A 17,009-nucleotide genomic window follows, 5' to 3' on the forward strand; every position below is an offset into this window, starting at 1 on the left:
AGCAACGGGGACATGGGAACTCTGCAAGGACAGGTTGCGGTGGTCACCGGTGCCGGATCGGGGATCGGCAGTGCGATCGCCCGTCGGCTCGCCCACGACGGGAGGCTCGTCGTCGTGGTGGACGTCGACCGCGAAGGCGGCGCGAACACGGTCGAGCGGATCGAGGACTCTGGGTGCTGTGCCGGCACGGCGCGGCTCCACGTGGCCGATCTCACCGACCCGTCGCAGCGAGAAGCTGTCATCCCGGCGGTGCTCGAACGTTTCGGTCGGGTGGACGTACTCGTCAACAACGCGGTCTACCACGGGCCGCGCGTCCGGCTGGTCGACCTGGACGAGGACGAGTGGACGCGGGTCCTGACCACCAACCTGACGACCACGGCGATGCTGTGCCGTGCCGCCGGCCGGCACATGCTCCCACGGGGCAGCGGTGCGATCGTGAACGTCACCGCCATCCAGGAGCACCTTCCCCTTGCCACCTACACCGCGTACGGCGCCAGCAAGGGCGGCATCTCCGCACTGACCCGGGCGGTCGCCGTCGAGATGTCCCCCGGCGGCGTTCGGGTCAACGCGGTGGCACCAGGTGTCATCGACACCGCGTCGGCCCGGGAGAGTCTGGGGGACGGCGGCGCGGAGATCGAGCGTCCACCCACCCTGGTCGGCCGGGCCGGCAGACCCTCCGAAGTTGCCGCCGCGGTGGCGTTTCTCGCCTCGGAGGACGCGTCCTTCGTCACCGGAGTCATACTCACGGTCGACGGTGGTCGACGTCTCAGCCGCAGTGCCGATCCGTTCGCGGCAAGGATCAGTCCGGTGGCGGCCGGCTGAGCATCGGGGTCAGGCGTTGGTGGTGTCCACCACGACGTGTGGTTCGTCGGGACCGAGCGGGTCGACCTTCGCCTTCAGGACTTCGAAGGTGTTGCGCACCATGCGCAGACTTCCGGCCGGGTCGGAGTTCCGCGCCTCCACCCGTTGCCACGCCACGTCGTCGGCGCATCTGACGTCGTACAGCTTGGCGGTCGCGCCGCACGCCTCGACCCGCTGACGGGTGAGGTCACGGAGCTCGCGGCTCCAGAAGCCCAGGTCCAGAACGACGTCGACGCCGACCGTCAGGCAGCGAGCCCAGACCGGTTCCATCGCGGTCATGAGCCTGGCGCTGAGCGTGCCCACGTCCGGTTCGATGCCGGCCTCGTCGTCGCCGTACAGGGTGGTGAGCCACTCGTCAACGGTGAACCGAACCGCGCCGGCGTCGCGTTCCAACCGTTTCGCCAACGTGGTCTTGCCTGCTCCGAGGTAGCCGTGGATCAGATGCGCGGTGGGCATGGTCGCCGATGCTAGGCGATGCGGCTCGGCGAGTGCGACGAGCTCTCCCTCTTCAGTAGGGTCGGCCCGGAGACGAACGGCGCACTCGGGGAGGTCGCGGCACTCGTGGTGGTGGAGATCCCGGAAGAGCTACGGCAGGCGACTGTGCAACGCGAGGGTGGCGCCGCGTGGCTGGCATCGTTACCAACCCTGCTGGACGAACTCCTGCAGCGCTGGAACTGCGTGCCCGACGGCCCGGCGGCCGGCGGCAAGGTCGGGATCGTGCAGCCTGCGAAGTCCAGTGCCTATGGCGACGTCGTTCTCAAGGTGTCCCACCCGCATCCGGCAAACGCGCACGAGCCGGACGCGTACCGGACGTGGGCCGGGCACGGAGCCGTGCTGTTGTGGGAACGCGACGACGAGTGCCTCGCGATGTTGCTGGAGCGGGTGGGCCCCGAACGGCCGTACGAGGTGCTACCGGTCGACGAAGCAATCCGGCTCGCAGGGGTGCTGGTGCGCCGACTCGCCGTCCCCGCTCCCCCGCGTCTGCCGCGCGTGTCCGACTGGGCGGCCGAGTGGGCCGACATCGTCGACCGGGCGACCGGCCGGCTCCACGCCCGGGTCGTGGACGCCGCCCGCGACACGGTGCGGGACCTCTGCCGTCGCCAGCCGGACACGATGGTGCACGGAGACCTGCACCTCAACAACGTGCTGCGCGGCGTACGAGAGCCCTGGCAGGTGATCGACCCGCGCGGTTGGGTCGGTGACCCGGCGTTCGACTGCTCGACCCTGCTCCGCACCACCGCGGTCGGGGGTCGCGCCTTCGGCCTGATCAGCCCCGAGGAGTTCGAACCCGCCGTGCTCCGCTGGCTGGCACTCTTCGCCGAAGCGGCCGAACTCGACCGCGAGCACGTACGCCGTTGGGCCCAGGTTCGTGCCGTCGTCAGAGCCCAACAGCATTTCGAGTGGCACACTCCGCAGTCCGACCAGGACACCAACGATCACTTCGCGAGCATCCTGACCCCGGACCGCTGAAATCCCAGGCGACGCCGGACGGGATTCGCCAGCAGACTGGCTGCGTGCCGGATCCGGAGTACAGCGACGACTACACCGGGCCGACTGACGAAGGCAACGGCATCGTGACTGTCAACCAGAGGTTTCTCCTGCGTCAAGCGCTGCCTGGGCACGCCGCTTCTACGAACGCCACGGCTGGCGCGACGCCGGCGCCTTCGACTATGCCGCAGCCGGAGACGACGGCCCCATCCCCGTCCCAGTCGCAGGTACGTCAAGCGGTTGCCACCGAGACTCTGACCGGCGGTCACCGGTTCATGCTCGCGCACGGAGGACGCTCCCATGGCCATGCCCCGCGCCTTTTTTCTCGAGTAAGTAACGCGGCAACCATGGACCAACAAAACTTTGGCCAGTTGGGGACGCGCGACATTTTCATCGGTTGACCGGCGCGCACGTTCCATGGCGTTCACCGCCAAGAAGCCGTTGACACCCATATCGCTCAGCCGTATCTTTCTCGCACCCAGAGAATGAGGCAGACAGAGAATGATTGACCCATTCCGAAGCAGCGGTCTGAACGTCGTCTCTCGCAAGCGCCTCACCGACCAGACCGCAGCAGCCCTTCGCGACTACATCCTGACCAACCGACTTGCGGTCGGCACCCGCCTTCCAGCAGAGCCCAGCCTCGCCCAGTCGCTCGGCGTCAGTCGCAACGTGCTGAGGCAGGCGGTCGCATCGCTGGAGGCATTGGGAATGCTGCGCGTGACGCAGGGCAGCGGCACCTATGTCGCCGACGTCGCCGACACGGAAGTGTTCGCACAGATCGCCGCCTGGATGGGCTCGGACGACCTGACCGAGCAGGACTACCTCGAGGTCAGAGCGATCTGGGAGCGCGGAATTTACGAGTTGGTCATCGGCCGGGCATCCGCGTCCGATCTGGACCGTCTCGACGAGATCAGTCAGGCGATGGTGCACGCAGAGGACTCCGGCAAAGCCGCCGCGTTCCACGAGGAGTTCCACGACGTTCTGCTCCGCGCCACCGGAAACCAGTTCCTGGTCACGATGGGGACCATCCTCCACAACTTCTTCTGGGAGTTCGGTTACCGGCGGGCGCTCGTCCGGAAACCACCAGCAGAACGACTCCTGGACGGTCATCGCTCAATAGTGCGCCTGTTACGAACACGTGACCCAGGCAATATCCAGCAGATGATCGACCTGCATCTGTTGCCACACCACAGCGGCGACAAAGGCGCGGATGGGGAGGAGGGCCCCACCTAGCAACGGAGCAACACGGGGTGCTCATCCACCTCCGGCACCAGCCGGGTGGTGAATCGGGGGTAGAGGTGACTGCTCGCGGACCTGACGCCGGCAACCGGTGGCATCGAGTCCACAGAAACGATGGAGGTACCCGGCAATGAGCGATCTTTCGAGCGGCCAGCCCGCCCGCCTTCCACACCTGACCCGCAGAGGTTTCCTGGTCGGGGCATCGGCCCTGAGCCTCGCGGCCTGCGGCAAGTCCCAGGACACCAGCAGCGGCGCCGGCACCAAGAACGCGCTCGGCCTCAAGCTGCCCGCCGGCGCCGCGTCGGCCGGCGACCAGTACTACGTGCTGCCGTTCGACTCCACCGGCGCCAGCTACAAGGCCCTCGACTTCTACGAGAACGTCTACTCCCGCGCCCCGCTGGCCGACCAGTTCAACATCCCCCTCGTACGGCTGAACCAGAACTACCAGATCGTGCCTGGCGCGGCCGGCGGCTGGGAACAGTCCGCCGACAAGAACAGCTGGACGTTCCATCTCCGCAAGGGGATCATGTGGTCCGACGGCAAGGAGCTCACCGCCGCGGACTACGTCGAGACGCTGCGATACTCCGCCGATCCCAAGCACGCCTGGGACTTCAGCTGGTTCTGGTCCGGCGTTATCAAGAACTACACCGACGCGGTCGCGGGCAAGGTCCCGACCAGCTCGATCGGTGTGAAGCAGGGCAAGGACAAGTACACCCTCGTCATCGAGACCGAAGGACCCGTCGCCTACATCCCGTCCGCCTGCCTCTACACCACGCCACTGTCGGCCGCGGCACTGCACAAGTACGGTTCGGGCAGCTACAACATCAACCCGGCGACCTGCGTCACCTGTGGTCCGTACACCCTCACGAAGTTCGACCCGACAGCCCAGGTCGTCCTCGGACCGAACAAGAAGTACACCGGCCCGTTCAAACCGCCGATCGACACCCTGGTGGGGAAGATCTACGCCGGCGGTGACATGCTCCCGCGCTTCCAGACCGGGCAGGTGGACCAGCTGAGCGTGACTCCGCTGGACCTGAAGATCGCGGCCAAGAACCCGAAGACGAAGGCTCTCCACCTCTACAAGAACCCGAACGACTTCGAGATCTGGTACACCTTCTTCGACACGAAGAAGGCGCCGTTCGACAACGTGAAGGTGCGCCAGGCGCTGGCACACAGCGTCGACCGGGAGTCCCTGATCAAGAGCCTGCTCGCGCCACTCGCCACTCCGGCGTACGGCTACCTCACACCGGGCTACCCGTTCGCCGTCGAGGATCCGCTGAAGCCCTACACCAACTACGACCCCGCGAAGGCGAAGTCCCTGCTTGCACAGGCGGGGTACCCCAACGGCAAGGGCTTCCCCCCGGTGAAGTTCTACTGGTGGGCGAACGCGGTCTCCAACACCGAGGCGGTCGTGCAGGCGCTGACCCACACGTGGAACTCCGTGCTCGGCATCAACATCCAGCTCCAGCAACTGGACAAGACGACCTTCTACGCGCGGATGAACAAGAAGCCGACCGAGATCCAGATGGGCTTCGTCTCCTACGGCATGGACTACTTCGACGCGTCGAACATGCTCAGCGTCTACAAGAGCGACGGCCGGCACAACTGGAACAACGCGCAGTACGACAAGCTCCTGGCGAAGGGCGCGGCCGAGAGCAAGCCGCAGGCACGCCAGGAGATCTACACCGAGGCGCAGGTACAGCTGACCAGGGAGGCGCCGGGCGTCTTCGTCTTCCACCTCCTCTACGGCTACTACTACGCCCCTTACATGCAGGGCAAGGCTCTGTCGAAGAACAAGAACGGCTACGACGGCATCCAGTGGCCCGGGTTCGGCGCGACCAGCGACTCCCTCCAGGGGCTCTACGTCGCACAGAACAAGCAGAAGTGGCCCCGCCCCAAGCCGAACGGCATCTCCTGACCCGTCGCATCAACCGCGGAAGGTGGTGCGGCCTTGGTTGCCTATCTCGCCCGAAGGTTCCTGACCCTGCTACTGGTCATGTTCGTCATGACCATGCTCATCTTCGGACTCATGCACGCCGTACCCGGCGGACCGTTCGACCAGACCCAGCAGCCCCTGCCGGGCCCCGCGATGGCGAACGTCATGCGCAAGTACGGACTGGACCAGCCGATCTGGCGGCAGTACCTCAACTGGCTGTGGGCCCTGCTGCACGGCGACCTGGGCATCCCGTTCGAGCAACCGACGATGACGGTGACCGGCCTGATCGCCAGGGCGTGGCCGATCACGCTCGCCATCGGCGGTCTCACGATTCTCGTGTCCTACGTAGGCGGACTGGTGATGGGTTGTGCCGCGGCGCTGCGGCACAACACCTGGCTGGACTGGCTGCTCACCTCCGCGGTGTCGACCGTCGGCGTGGCATTGCCCAACTACGTCGTGGGATTCCTGCTCATCTCGCTGTTCTCGGTCAAGCTCGGGTGGTTGCCCGTCGGCGGGTGGGGCCAGCCGCAGGACCTCATCCTGCCCGTCGTCGCCTTCTCGCTGTATCCGATGGCGCTGATGGCCAGATACACCAGGGCCAGCACCCTCGAGGTGACCTACGCCGACTACGTACGCATGGGAAGGGCACGCGGCCTGTCCGAACGGCGGCTCACGGTGCGCTACATCCTGCGTACCGCGCTCATTCCGCTGATCACGATCATGGGCCCGAACATCCCGAACATCCTCACCGGGTCGATCTTCATCGAGGCGACCTTCGCCCTTCCCGGGCTCGGGAGCTACTTCACCACCGCCAGCCTGCATCGTGACTACCCGCTGATCCTCGCTCTCGTCCTCATCGTCGCGGTCCTGTGGGGGACCTGCTACATCCTGAGCGACGTCGCCTACACACTCGTCGATCCCCGGGTGCGACTGGAGGGACTGTCCCGATGACCATGGCAGCGGAACGTTCGCCCGCACGGGGCTCGAAGTCCGGATTCTGGCACGCGGCGTGGTACCGCTACCGGCGCAACCGGCTCGCGCTCGTCAGCGGGGTCATCGCCGTGATCATCGTGCTGGTCGCCGCGCTGGCGCCACTCATCGCTCCGTACGGCTATGCGGCCCAGGACCTCAGCCAGTCCCTGGTCGGCCCGAGCCTGCACCACCTGCTGGGCACCGACGAGTTGGGCAGGGATCTGCTGAGCCGGGCGATCTACGGCGCGCAGACCTCGATGACCATCGCCGTCGGCGCGCCGCTCGTCGGTGCGCTGATCGGCATCCCGATCGGGATCGCGAGCGGGTGGTTCGGCGGCCTCGTCGACGCCATCACCCTGCGGGCCTTCGAGATCTTCACGATGGTGCCGCAGATTCTGCTGGCCCTGTTGCTGATCGCGCTGTTCGGATCCGGCGTGCTGAAGCTGCTGCTCTTTCTCGGGGTGACGGCGTGGGTCGGGTTCGCCCGGCTCGCCCGCGCGCAGTACATCGCACTGCGAGATCGTGACTTCGTGGTCGCCGCCCGGGCCATGGGTGTGCCGACGTGGCGGATCATCACCGTGCACGTGCTGCCGAGCGCGGTCGGGCCCCTGATCGTCTTCTTCGTCCAGCAGATTCCGGCCACCATCTTCGCCGCTGCCGGGTTCAGCTTCCTCGGACTCGGGGTGCAGGACCCGACCGCGGACTGGGGAAAGATGATCAACGACGGCCAGCAGTACCTCACCATCAGCCTCACCGTCGCCCTGCTGCCCATCGTCTGCATCGCGCTCGCGACCCTGACGTTCAGCTTCGCCGGGGACGGTCTGCGCGACGCCCTCGACCCGACCTCGCGGTAGGTGGACATGAGCGACGACCAGCAACCACAGCACCTCGACGGCCGGCCACTGCTGGAGGTCAGGGACCTCCAGGTCTCCTTCCAGCTGGAACGCAGCACCATCTACGCCGTGCAGGGACTGGACCTACGGGTGGGCGCCGGCGAGCGGCTCGGCGTCGTGGGTGAGAGCGGCTCCGGCAAGAGCGTCACCGCGCAGTCCGTCCTGCGGATGGTGCCCTCGCCCGGCCGGATCACCGGAGGCGACATCGTGTTCGAGGGCGAGAGTCTGCTGGCCCAGCCCGAGCACCGGATGCGGCACATCCGCGGCCGGCAGATCGGCATGATCCCGCAGAACCCGATGACGTCCCTCAATCCCGTACTCACCGTGGAGGACCACTTCGACGAGGTGCTGTCACTGCATCTCGGCCTGGCCGGAGCCGAACGACGCGACCGAACGGTGGAGCTCCTTCGGTCGGTGGGGATTCCCGATCCCGCGACCCGCATGCGGGAGTACCCTCATCGCCTGAGTGGAGGCCAACTGCAACGGGTGATGATCGCGCTGGCGATGGCATGCAAGCCACGCTTGCTCATCGCGGACGAGCCGACCACCGCGCTGGATGTCACCATCCAGGCGCAGATCCTCAAGCTGTTCGACGATCTGGTCGCGGAGTCGAACGTCGGCGCGATCCTCATCACGCACAACCTCGGCATCGTCGCCGGGCACTGCGACCGGGTGGTCGTGATGTATGCGGGCAGGGTCATGGAGACGGCCACCGTCACCGACCTGTTCGCCCACCCCGCTCACCCCTACACGCTGGGGCTGCTGCGATGCGTGCCGAGGCTGACGGCGACCAGGACCCGGAAGTTCCACGCCATTCCCGGCCTGCCTCCCCGCGTGACCGAGCGCGTCGACGCGTGCCCGTTCGCCCCGCGTTGTGAGCGGGCCACCGATACCTGTCGTACGCAGACTCCTCCCCTGGACGACCTCCGGCCGGGTCACTCGATCGCGTGCTGGCACCCGGTCACCGACGCAACGGAGGTCGCGTGATGACGCCGACACCCACGACACCCACGACACCATCGACAGCAGCGCCGCCGGTGCACACCGCGCAGGATCCGCTGCTGGAAGTGGAGGGCCTGGTGGTCCACTACCAGGTCCGCGGCGCGGGCACGGTGATCCGACGGCGGGAAACCGTCCATGCGGTCGACGGAGTCGACCTCTCCCTCGGCACGCACCAGACGCTCGGCCTGGTCGGCGAGAGTGGTTGTGGCAAGAGCACCACCGGCCGTTCGGTGCTGCTCCTCGAACGTCCGACCGAGGGTTCGGTCCGGTTCGAAGGACGGGAGCTGACAGCTCTCAGCCGCCGGGAGCTGAGCGGACTCCGCCGGCGGATGCAGATCGTCTTCCAGGATCCCGTCGGCTCCCTCAACCCCAGGCACACGGTGGGCCAACTGCTTCGTGAACCCCTGCTCGTGCACCACCTGGTGCCGAAACAACGCCAACGTGAACGGGTGGAGGAGCTGCTCGACCTGGTGGGCCTTCCCACGGACGCCGTCTCGCGCTTCCCGCACGAGTTCAGTGGTGGGCAGTGTCAGCGGATCGGGATCGCCCGGGCGCTCGCGGCCGAGCCGTCCTTCCTCGTCCTGGACGAGCCGGTGTCCGCCCTCGACGTGTCGATCCAGGCACAGATCCTCCAGCTGCTCACCGATCTGCAGGACCGGCTGGGCCTGTCCTACCTGTTCATCGCGCACGACCTCGCCGTCGTCGGGCAGATGAGCGACCGGGTGGCGGTGATGTATCTCGGAAAGATCGTGGAGATCGCCGAGCGCGACTCGCTCTACGCGCGACCGCACCACCCCTACACGCAGGGCCTCTTCTCCGCCGTCCCCGTCCCCGACCCGGCGCTCAGCCGCAAGCACGGCGACGCCGTGGTGGGTGGTGAGGTCCCGAGCTCGCTGGACCCTCCGTCCGGGTGCCGCTTCCACACCCGGTGCCCGCTGGCCCGGGAGCGCTGCCGTACGGAGGAGCCTCCGCTGGAGCAGGTTGCCCCAGGCCACCGGGTCGCGTGTCACTTCGCCGACGAGGCCGTACGCAACAACCCGTTCGAATCGGCCACCACAGCCGAGGTGTGAGCGGGTCCAGACGAACCGGTGCAAACGAGAAGAAGACGTACGCGGAGACGGGGGTGTCGGCCACGCTGAGGTGGCCGTAGCAGTGCGAACGACCCTCGGGTGCGGCCGGGCGGATCGCGGGGCGCCGGGAAGCGTGCGACGCTGAGGGTCACAGCACCCGCGAGCACGAGATCAGTCGAAGGAGCCGACCGTGACGCAGACGCTCCTTCGGGGACGATCGGCCGAGGTGGAGACGACGCTGCGGGTGCTCGAGGAGACGGCGACGACGGGCCGATCCACGGTGCTGGTCGTCAGCGGTGAGGCGGGGCTCGGGAAGACCGCCCTGCTGGAGAGCGTGCGCGCCCAGGCCGAACGCGACGGCTTCACCGCCTGCGTGGGCAAGGCCGAGGAACTCGACCGGATCTCGCCGATGGCCCCGCTGCTGCTCGCGCTGCGGGGCGGCCGTCCGCCACTGCTGTCCGAGGGCGACCTCGCCGCGGTGGGCCCGCTGCTGGACCAGCGGCTGTGGTTGGTGGACCGGATCGCCGCGCCGCTGGAGGAACGCTCCCAGCGCACCCCGATCCTCATCGCGCTGGACGACGCGCAGTGGGCGGATCCGCTGACGTTGTTCGCACTGCGGTTGCTTCCTCCCCGGCTGGCCGCCTCGCCGATCGTGTGGCTGCTCACCGCCCGGGACACGCCGGCGACCAGCACCGAGCTCTCCCAGGTGATACCGCGCGACATGCCCGTCCACCAGATCACCCTGCAGCCGTTGAGCTCGGCCGCGATGAGGGAACTGGCGACCGACCGGCTGGGCACCGAGCCAGGCCCGCGGTTGACCCGGCTGCTGGAAGGTACGGCCGGAAACCCGTTCCTGGTAACGGAGTTGCTCGACGGTGTGCTCAGCGAGGAGATGGTCGAGGGTGGTGACGTCACGGCGTCCGGTCCCGGCGTACCCACCAAACTTCGCACCGCCCTGCGCAGGCGACTTTCCGGACCCGACAAGGACGTGTGGAGCCTGCTCCAGGCCGGCTCGGTTCTGGGTGGCACGTTCTCCATCGACGACGCGGCCGCACTGCGGCGCGTACCCGTCTCCGATCTTCTGCCCAGCCTTCACGGTGCCCTTGCCGAGGGCATGCTGGTCGACACCGGGCTGCACGTGGCCTTCCGGCACGACTTGATCCGGGAAGCGGCCTACGAGGATCTGACGCCGACCGCCCGGCGGGTGCTGCATCGTGCCGCGGCCGAGCACCTGCTCGCCACCGGCCGGACCGCCGTGGACGCCGCGCACCACCTGATGGCGGGCGCACCTGCCGGCGACCGGGACGCGTCGGACATCCTGCGCAGCGCGGCCGCCGAGATCGCGCCGCAGTCGCCGCACACGGCGGTGAGCCTGATCACCCATGCGTACAACCTGTTGCCGCGCCGCGACCCGCTCCGGCTCGACGTGGGGCAAGAGGTGGTTGACATCTTCGTCCGAGCGCGCAGGGTGCAGGACGCCATCTTCACCGCGGACGAACTACTGCGCTCGTCCCCGGACCCCGAGACCGCCGCCCGCATCCATTCCCGGCTCGCCCGCCCGCTGTGGGATCTCGGCCTGGACGAGCGGCTGCTCGCCCGGGTCAGCCAGGCGCTGGAGCTGGACGGGATCTCCCCTCAGGTACGTGCTCTGCTGCTCGCGCAGCGCGCGCTGGCGCTGGCCCGGTCCGACGACCCCGACGCGGCCGTGAACGCGGGCCACGCGGCGCTCGCCGACGCCGACGAGGTGGGCGACACCGACGCGCGTACGACCGCCCTCCGCGCGCTGGGGCACGCCGCCGCCACCGACGGCCGGTACGCCGACGCGCTGGACTTCTTCCAGCAGGTACGCGCGGTTCACGGCGGGCCGGCTCAGGCCGCCGAGCTGCAGGCGCTGGCCCTGCTCGACCGGTACGACGAGGCGCGGGACGGTCTCACCCGGTCCCGCCAGGAGGCCGAGGAACACGGCGGGACGTGGGAGGTACCCGCGTTCGGCTGGTGGGAGGCGGCGATCGACCTGGCCGCCGGCCGGCTGGAGGAGGCGGAGGCCGGCGCGCGCACGATCGTACGGCTGGCAGAGGATCTGCAGGAGTACGGCTACCGCGTCCAGGCGTACGCCCTGCTGGCCCGGATCGCCTTGCTGCGTGGCGATCTGCGGCAGGCCGGGGAGCACATGACCCAGGCCACCCGGTGGACGAGGTCGGAGGTCCGGCTCGCCTCGGCCCAGGCGACGCTGGCGCACGCGTTGTGGCTGGACGCCGGCGGGGACGCGGAGGGCGCGGCCCGGCTCCTCGGCGGCGCGGCGGACTCACCGGCCGCGCTGGCCCGGCACACCGGCGCGGGCTACGCCGATCTTCCGACCGTCGTCCGGGTGGCACTACGCGGCAAGGACACCGCACTCGCCCGCCGGGCAACCCTGCTCGCCCAGCAGTACGCCGACCGCAACCCCGGCGTCGCCACCGCCGCCGGGGGCGCCCTGCACGCCCGGGCGCTGCTCGACGACGACGTGGACCTGCTCGGTGAGGCCGTCGCCGTCCTGCGGGACAGCCCGCGGCTCCTCAGCCGCGCCTCGGCCGCTGAGGATCACGGCCGGGCGCTCGTCGCGCACGGCCGCCGCGATCCTGGGGTGGCGGAACTCGATCGGGCATGGGACGCCTACGTCGCCCTCGGCGCGACCGGCGAGGCGCGCCGGGTCCAGCGCCGCCTGCAGTCGACCGGTGCGCGGCGGCGCCGCTGGATGGCGACGACGCGCCGGCCCAGCACCGGGTGGGACGCGCTCACCGACACCGAGCGCCGGGTGGCTTCCCTGGTGGCGGAAGGCCGTACGAACCGTGACGTCGCGCAGACCCTGTGTCTGTCACCGAACACCATCGGCACGCACCTGCGGTCGATCTTCGGCAAGCTCGGCGTCAACTCGCGGGTGCAGCTGACCCGGGAGGTTCTGAGCCGGCGGTGACGTCGGCCGTTGGGGATGCGGCGCCGATCCGGACATTCCCGTACGAACGCGGGTGGTCCGCGCGGTTACACCTCCGCAACCTCGTCTTGACATAGACGTACGACGCGGACCTTGCGTCGGCCCCGAACGGCTTCGCCTCACCCGAACACGTGAGGCGGATGCACACCTGGCCGCCCTCCCGGCCGTTCCGCCCTCACTCATTTGGCGCGAACTCGTGATTCACCCGAGCACCGCCGCGCGCTTTCCTGAGGTTGTGCACGAAGAGAGCCCCACCGCACCAGGGACTTTCGACCCCAGTACGTAGTCCATCGCCAGCCGGTGGCCCGGGACGATCCGAGTAACAGCCGCGCAGAACCGCGCGCATCGGACACATCGCCCCACGCAGGCCGCCGCCCGACGACGAGAAAGCAATGCCGATGATCGTTACCATCCTGAGCGCCGTGGCCACCTCGATCGGCCTGGCACAGGCATGTGCCCTGTTCGACCAGACCCGCAAGCTGCGCCGAGCCGGCAGCGCGGACGAGGTTTCCGTCGCCTTCCTCACCGCCTCGCTGATCGGGAACGTGGTCTGGTTCGCGTACGGCGCGTTCCAGGTGGACGCCGCGCTGCTCGCCGTCAACAGTGCGGGGCTGCTCGGCGGGACCGCCACGCTCACCACCGCGCTGCGGCTGCGCCGTCGCCGGCCGGCCGTCGCCCAGGCCGACGTGCACGCTCGCGGATCGCGCCCGGAGCGCGAGACCACACGTCCCGTCGGCTCCACGGCCGTACGCCGCAACATCCCCAGGCCCCGCACGCACGACGTACCCGTGCACCTGCGGCAGAACTGCCGGATGGCACCCGCGCAGATCCCCGCGGTGTCGGCACGCACGACGTCGGCACGCACCACGGCGGTGCACGGCGCGTCGACCCGGCCCCGGTCGGCCGCACGTCCCCAGTCCGCTCGGATCACGTCCGTCTCGGCGACACCGAGGACGGCGGAGGCGGACGCGCACTCCCCCAGCCTGGCCACGCCGCACACGCACCGGTGGATGCGTCGCATGTGCACCCCGGTCGCCGCAGCGGTCCCGGCCTGACCTGCCGGCTGCCTGGTCCGTGAGCCCACGGGCCAGGCAGCCTTCCAACCGGCGTCGGCAGCTGGCCGGAGTTCATGGGGCACGACGAGATCGCCGCCGCCCTGTTCCACCACGTACCGTCCACGTTCCCGCACCTGTGCCTCGTCGCCACCGAGGGCGACGAGATGGTGGCGCGGGCGTTCGCGGCGCCGTTCGCCCTCCACACCGACCGCCGCGGCACGCTGCCGGCCGGCGGCTGGGACCGCGTGCTGACCTGGGCCTTCCGCGATCACCGTGACGGCACGAAGCCCGACACCGTGAGTGCGCTGGAGATCGCCGTACGTCCGGACCGACTACGCCGTCTACGTCGAACCGAACGTCTGGGTCCGGCACCGCCTCTGAGCTGTCGGTCCGACCGTCGTCGGTGCGGTTGACAGGGTGCACTCGCCCGCTCACGCTGACTGCAGGTTTGCAGCGCCATCGACGCCTCTGCGGCCCAGGCACAGCAGGACTGGGCTGGCTCCCGAGGTGCACACCTCCTCGAAGGATCAGCCCAACGACGCGGAGACCGACGTCATGAGGGCGGACAACCTGGAGGGCTCGTCGCCGGAGGTTTCGGGTGAGAGCCCCAGCGGGGTTTCGATCGACCGGCTGCAGGCGTGCATCAGGAGCGGCGCTCCCCTCGCCCTCGGCGAGCACCTGCCCGCATGGAATCCGTTCGACGGAGGACCGCCTCCGCCGGAGCTCACCGTTTCCTCCTCTCAACTTCGGCAGGTCCTCCTCGACCCCGAGCTCGGTTCACGAGCGGATCCACGCGGGCTCACGGTCCGCGGTGCGATCATCGTCGGCGAACTCGATCTGGACTTCGCCACGGTCACCTTCCCGCTACGACTGCTCTGTTGCCGAGTCACCGGATCACTCAAGCTCAGCTACGGCAAACTCCGCGAACTCATCCTGAGCGGAACGCACCTGCAAGGTATCGACCGAGAAGGAAGATGCCTGGCTGGTGACGGACTGGATGTGAGCCATGATCTTCACCTTGACAAGGGATTCACCGCGGCAGGCGCGATCCGACTGCGAGGGGCATACGTCGGCGGCCAGATAAACCTCGACGACGCCGCCCTGAGGGGAGCAGATTCCGAGGGCCACAGCCTGCGGGCCAACGGGCTGCAGGCGAAGAACAACGTCCTCGTGCGCAATGCGCTGACTTCCGTCGGCGGAATCATGATCGCCGGTGCGCATGTCGGTGGCAAGCTCGACTTCAGTGGGACGACTCTGGATGGCTGCGACATTCGAGGAAACAGCCTCGCTGCCGACGGGTTACTGGCGGACAACACCCTTGCGCTGGGGGACGGCTTCTCAGCGACGGGAGTCATCCGGCTCCCAAGGGCTCGCATCGGTGGGTATCTCGACTTCAGCGACGCGTCACTGAAGGGCGCCGACCGGAACGGCGACAGCCTGGTCGGCGAGGGACTTCAGGCGAACAACACCGTACTGCTCACCGGCCGGTTCACCGCGGCCGGCCGAGTCAACTTCGCGGCGGCGAGGATCACCAGTCTCGTCGTGGGCGCGAGCCGGGATTCCCTTCCGAAGCTCGGCGACATCACCGGGTGGCGACTGGGCGACGTCCACGGCGTGATCCGGGACGACCGAAGTGCGGCGGCCGCCTGGCTGAGCCAGCAGTCCGCGGCCCAACCGTGGCAGGAACTCGCGGACGTCTACGCGCGGAACGGCCAACCGACCGACGCGCGCTGGATGCGTTACAGGTCCGCGGTGAACTCGACCCGGAACGCCAGGTTGTCGGCGAAGCTCTCTCGCCAGGCCTACCGGTTGACGACCGGCCACGGCTACTACCCGGGCGTGGCCCTTGCCTGGCTGGCGGTCATCTTCTGCCTGTCGTTCACGATGGCCTACTTCTGGAGAGACACGTTCACCACGCAACCCACCGCGGTAGCGATCCCGACTGATCCCGCAGGTCACCATGAGACCTCGACGACCGGCCACGTGACGAACGCCCAGTGCACACCTGCATGGAAGGTCGCCTGCCTGGACCCCCTGGCCTTCGCGCTGAGCTCGACATTTCCCGGCGTCGCGGAGGACCCTTCGTGGGACCCGCCCGACAACGGCTGGATGCCGCTGCTGTTCTTCTTCCTGCGACTGGCCGCCTGGATGTTCACCGCCGTGCTGCTTGCCGGCATCACCGGGCTGTTGCACAAGCAGACTTAGCGACGGGTAGGGCTCGCGCCGGAATGACCCCGCGGGCCGAACGTCCGGCGCTCGCGTCTCAAGGTGTGAGGATGTCGCGGACGGACACGGTCGCCTCGACCTCATACGGGAGCGGTGCGCCGGCGAGGAGCGCTCGGGTGAGGATCACGTAGCGGGCGACGTAGTCGTCGGACGTGAGGCCCTGAGCGCGTATCTGCTTCAGCCCGTCCGGATCGGGGCCGTCCGCGGCGCGGTCGTACTCCGCGAGGATCGCGTCGGCGAGCGCGGCCGCGTTTCCCGTCTCGTACTGCGCCACCCGGCTTCCGACGAGGTAGAGCCCCAGGCCGCCGACATCGGTCGTGACCAACGAGGAGCCGACATGCTGAGTCTCCAGCGCCACCGTGCACCCCGACGCGTGCAGATTGGGCACGAGGGGGATCACGACGACGGCCGCCTCGGCGTAGGCACGGTACACCTCATCGAGGGACCCGATCGGCTCGATGCGAACGTTCGGGGGCGCGTCGTGGGTCGGGTACGCCGCATCCACTGTCGCCACCCAGAAGTCGATGTCAGGCAGCAACCGTGCCGCCGCATGGAGGGTGGACCAGTCCCGGTGCCGATCCCTTCCCATCGCGAGAACCCCGCCACCGGCACCGGGCGCGACCGTCCGAAGGGCCCTTTCCAGCGTGGACTCGTTGACGGCGGCTCCGAACGGCAGACAGAGCACCTCGTCGGTTCCCCTGGCCGCCCGCGCCGCGTCACGGTTGAGCGTACTGAGCGTCACCTCCACCGCGGCATCCCGCAACAGACTGAGGTAGAGGCGACGGCGGAAGCCTCGGATGGTCTGCCAGTTGTCCCAGAGCCAGACCGTCTGCGCGATGACCCGCGTGGATCGATTGCGCAGCAGGCGCAGCAGCATCAGCGCCGCGAGCGACTCCCGCTCCGTGTGCGTCCACACGACCTCGGCGCGCGAGAGTCCACGGCGGTTGCGCCAGGCGTGCACGAAATCGAACCCCAGGACGCGCCGGGAACCGAGGCGGACGAAACGGGAGACGCGCCCTTCGTCGGCGTCCTCCGACCAGGTCAGGTCGACGACCGCGCCGGCTGCGCCATAGCCGTAGGGCGTCGGGCTGTTCAGCTGCGCGTCGTCCTTCGAACGACGCCATGACGGAATCGACAGCCCGTGCTGAAGGAAGACGAACACGCGCGGCTGCGCCTCACCGACCACTCGAACCCCCCGGTTCCTCGGGTGGCGACCCACCCTTCCCACGGGGAGCGTATGTGATCAGCAGCCGTCACGGGCACACTTCGCGAAGGCGCGCCCCGACCACTGGCTGT

Annotated in this window: 14 protein-coding genes; 12 read left to right on the forward strand and 2 right to left on the reverse strand. The window is 68.7% G+C overall.

Translation table 11 applies throughout. The annotated features are described in order from the left end of the window. Positions 1–12: 12 nt before the first annotated feature. Positions 13–822, forward strand: coding sequence for an SDR family NAD(P)-dependent oxidoreductase (locus tag FHR37_RS19570; protein ID WP_092885221.1), 810 nt, complete (start codon positions 13–15; stop codon positions 820–822). 9 nt (positions 823–831) lie between these two features. Here the strand turns inward: FHR37_RS19570 and FHR37_RS19575 are convergent, their stop codons facing one another. Then, positions 832–1,317, reverse strand: a complete 486-nt coding sequence (locus FHR37_RS19575) for an AAA family ATPase (RefSeq protein WP_092885223.1) — start codon at positions 1,315–1,317, stop codon at positions 832–834. A gap of 18 nt (positions 1,318–1,335) precedes the next feature. Between FHR37_RS19575 and FHR37_RS19580 the strand changes: the two genes are divergently transcribed. The 11 genes from FHR37_RS19580 to FHR37_RS19630 all read left to right on the forward strand — a co-directional run bounded on the left by FHR37_RS19580 (position 1,336) and on the right by FHR37_RS19630 (position 15,692). After that, positions 1,336–2,331, forward strand: a complete 996-nt coding sequence (locus tag FHR37_RS19580) for an aminoglycoside phosphotransferase family protein (protein ID WP_092885225.1) — start codon at positions 1,336–1,338, stop codon at positions 2,329–2,331. A gap of 519 nt (positions 2,332–2,850) precedes the next feature. Beyond that, complete coding sequence (locus FHR37_RS19585; RefSeq protein WP_092885227.1) at positions 2,851–3,582, forward strand: FadR/GntR family transcriptional regulator; 732 nt, start codon at positions 2,851–2,853, stop codon at positions 3,580–3,582. 136 nt (positions 3,583–3,718) lie between these two features. Then, positions 3,719–5,506: a peptide ABC transporter substrate-binding protein gene (locus FHR37_RS19590; protein WP_092885229.1), complete on the forward strand. Its 1,788-nt coding sequence runs from the start codon at positions 3,719–3,721 to the stop codon at positions 5,504–5,506. A gap of 33 nt (positions 5,507–5,539) precedes the next feature. Next, the gene (locus FHR37_RS19595) at positions 5,540–6,475 is read left to right on the forward strand and encodes an ABC transporter permease (protein ID WP_092885231.1); all 936 of its coding nucleotides are present in this window, start codon (positions 5,540–5,542) and stop codon (positions 6,473–6,475) included. Beyond that, positions 6,472–7,350, forward strand: coding sequence for an ABC transporter permease (locus tag FHR37_RS19600; protein WP_092885233.1), 879 nt, complete (start codon positions 6,472–6,474; stop codon positions 7,348–7,350). Before FHR37_RS19595 ends, FHR37_RS19600 begins: the two co-directional genes overlap by 4 nt. A gap of 6 nt (positions 7,351–7,356) precedes the next feature. Beyond that, the gene (locus tag FHR37_RS19605; protein ID WP_092885490.1) at positions 7,357–8,376 is read left to right on the forward strand and encodes an ABC transporter ATP-binding protein; all 1,020 of its coding nucleotides are present in this window, start codon (positions 7,357–7,359) and stop codon (positions 8,374–8,376) included. Next, the gene (locus FHR37_RS19610) at positions 8,376–9,461 is read left to right on the forward strand and encodes an ABC transporter ATP-binding protein (protein ID WP_092885236.1); all 1,086 of its coding nucleotides are present in this window, start codon (positions 8,376–8,378) and stop codon (positions 9,459–9,461) included. Before FHR37_RS19605 ends, FHR37_RS19610 begins: the two co-directional genes overlap by 1 nt. A 190-nt stretch (positions 9,462–9,651) precedes the next feature. Then, positions 9,652–12,414: a helix-turn-helix transcriptional regulator gene (locus FHR37_RS33220; RefSeq protein ID WP_092885238.1), complete on the forward strand. Its 2,763-nt coding sequence runs from the start codon at positions 9,652–9,654 to the stop codon at positions 12,412–12,414. A gap of 416 nt (positions 12,415–12,830) precedes the next feature. After that, positions 12,831–13,487 carry a hypothetical protein gene (locus tag FHR37_RS19620; RefSeq protein WP_175542618.1) on the forward strand — a complete coding sequence of 219 codons (657 nt, stop codon included), beginning with the start codon at positions 12,831–12,833 and terminating at the stop codon, positions 13,485–13,487. 74 nt (positions 13,488–13,561) lie between these two features. Continuing rightward, on the forward strand, positions 13,562–13,900 hold the full coding sequence (locus tag FHR37_RS19625; RefSeq protein WP_092885242.1) for a hypothetical protein: 339 nt from the start codon (positions 13,562–13,564) through the stop codon (positions 13,898–13,900). Between the two features lie 142 nt (positions 13,901–14,042). After that, positions 14,043–15,692 carry a hypothetical protein gene (locus FHR37_RS19630; RefSeq protein WP_139239053.1) on the forward strand — a complete coding sequence of 550 codons (1,650 nt, stop codon included), beginning with the start codon at positions 14,043–14,045 and terminating at the stop codon, positions 15,690–15,692. A 58-nt stretch (positions 15,693–15,750) separates the two neighbouring features. Here FHR37_RS19630 and FHR37_RS19635 read toward each other — a convergent pair whose 3' ends face one another. Then, entirely contained in the window at positions 15,751–16,875 is a 1,125-nt protein-coding gene (locus FHR37_RS19635; RefSeq protein WP_139239054.1) for a glycosyltransferase family protein, read from the reverse strand. Positions 16,876–17,009: the final 134 nt, after the last annotated feature.

This window comes from Actinopolymorpha cephalotaxi (assembly GCF_013408535.1).
Lineage (GTDB): Bacteria > Actinomycetota > Actinomycetes > Propionibacteriales > Actinopolymorphaceae > Actinopolymorpha > Actinopolymorpha cephalotaxi.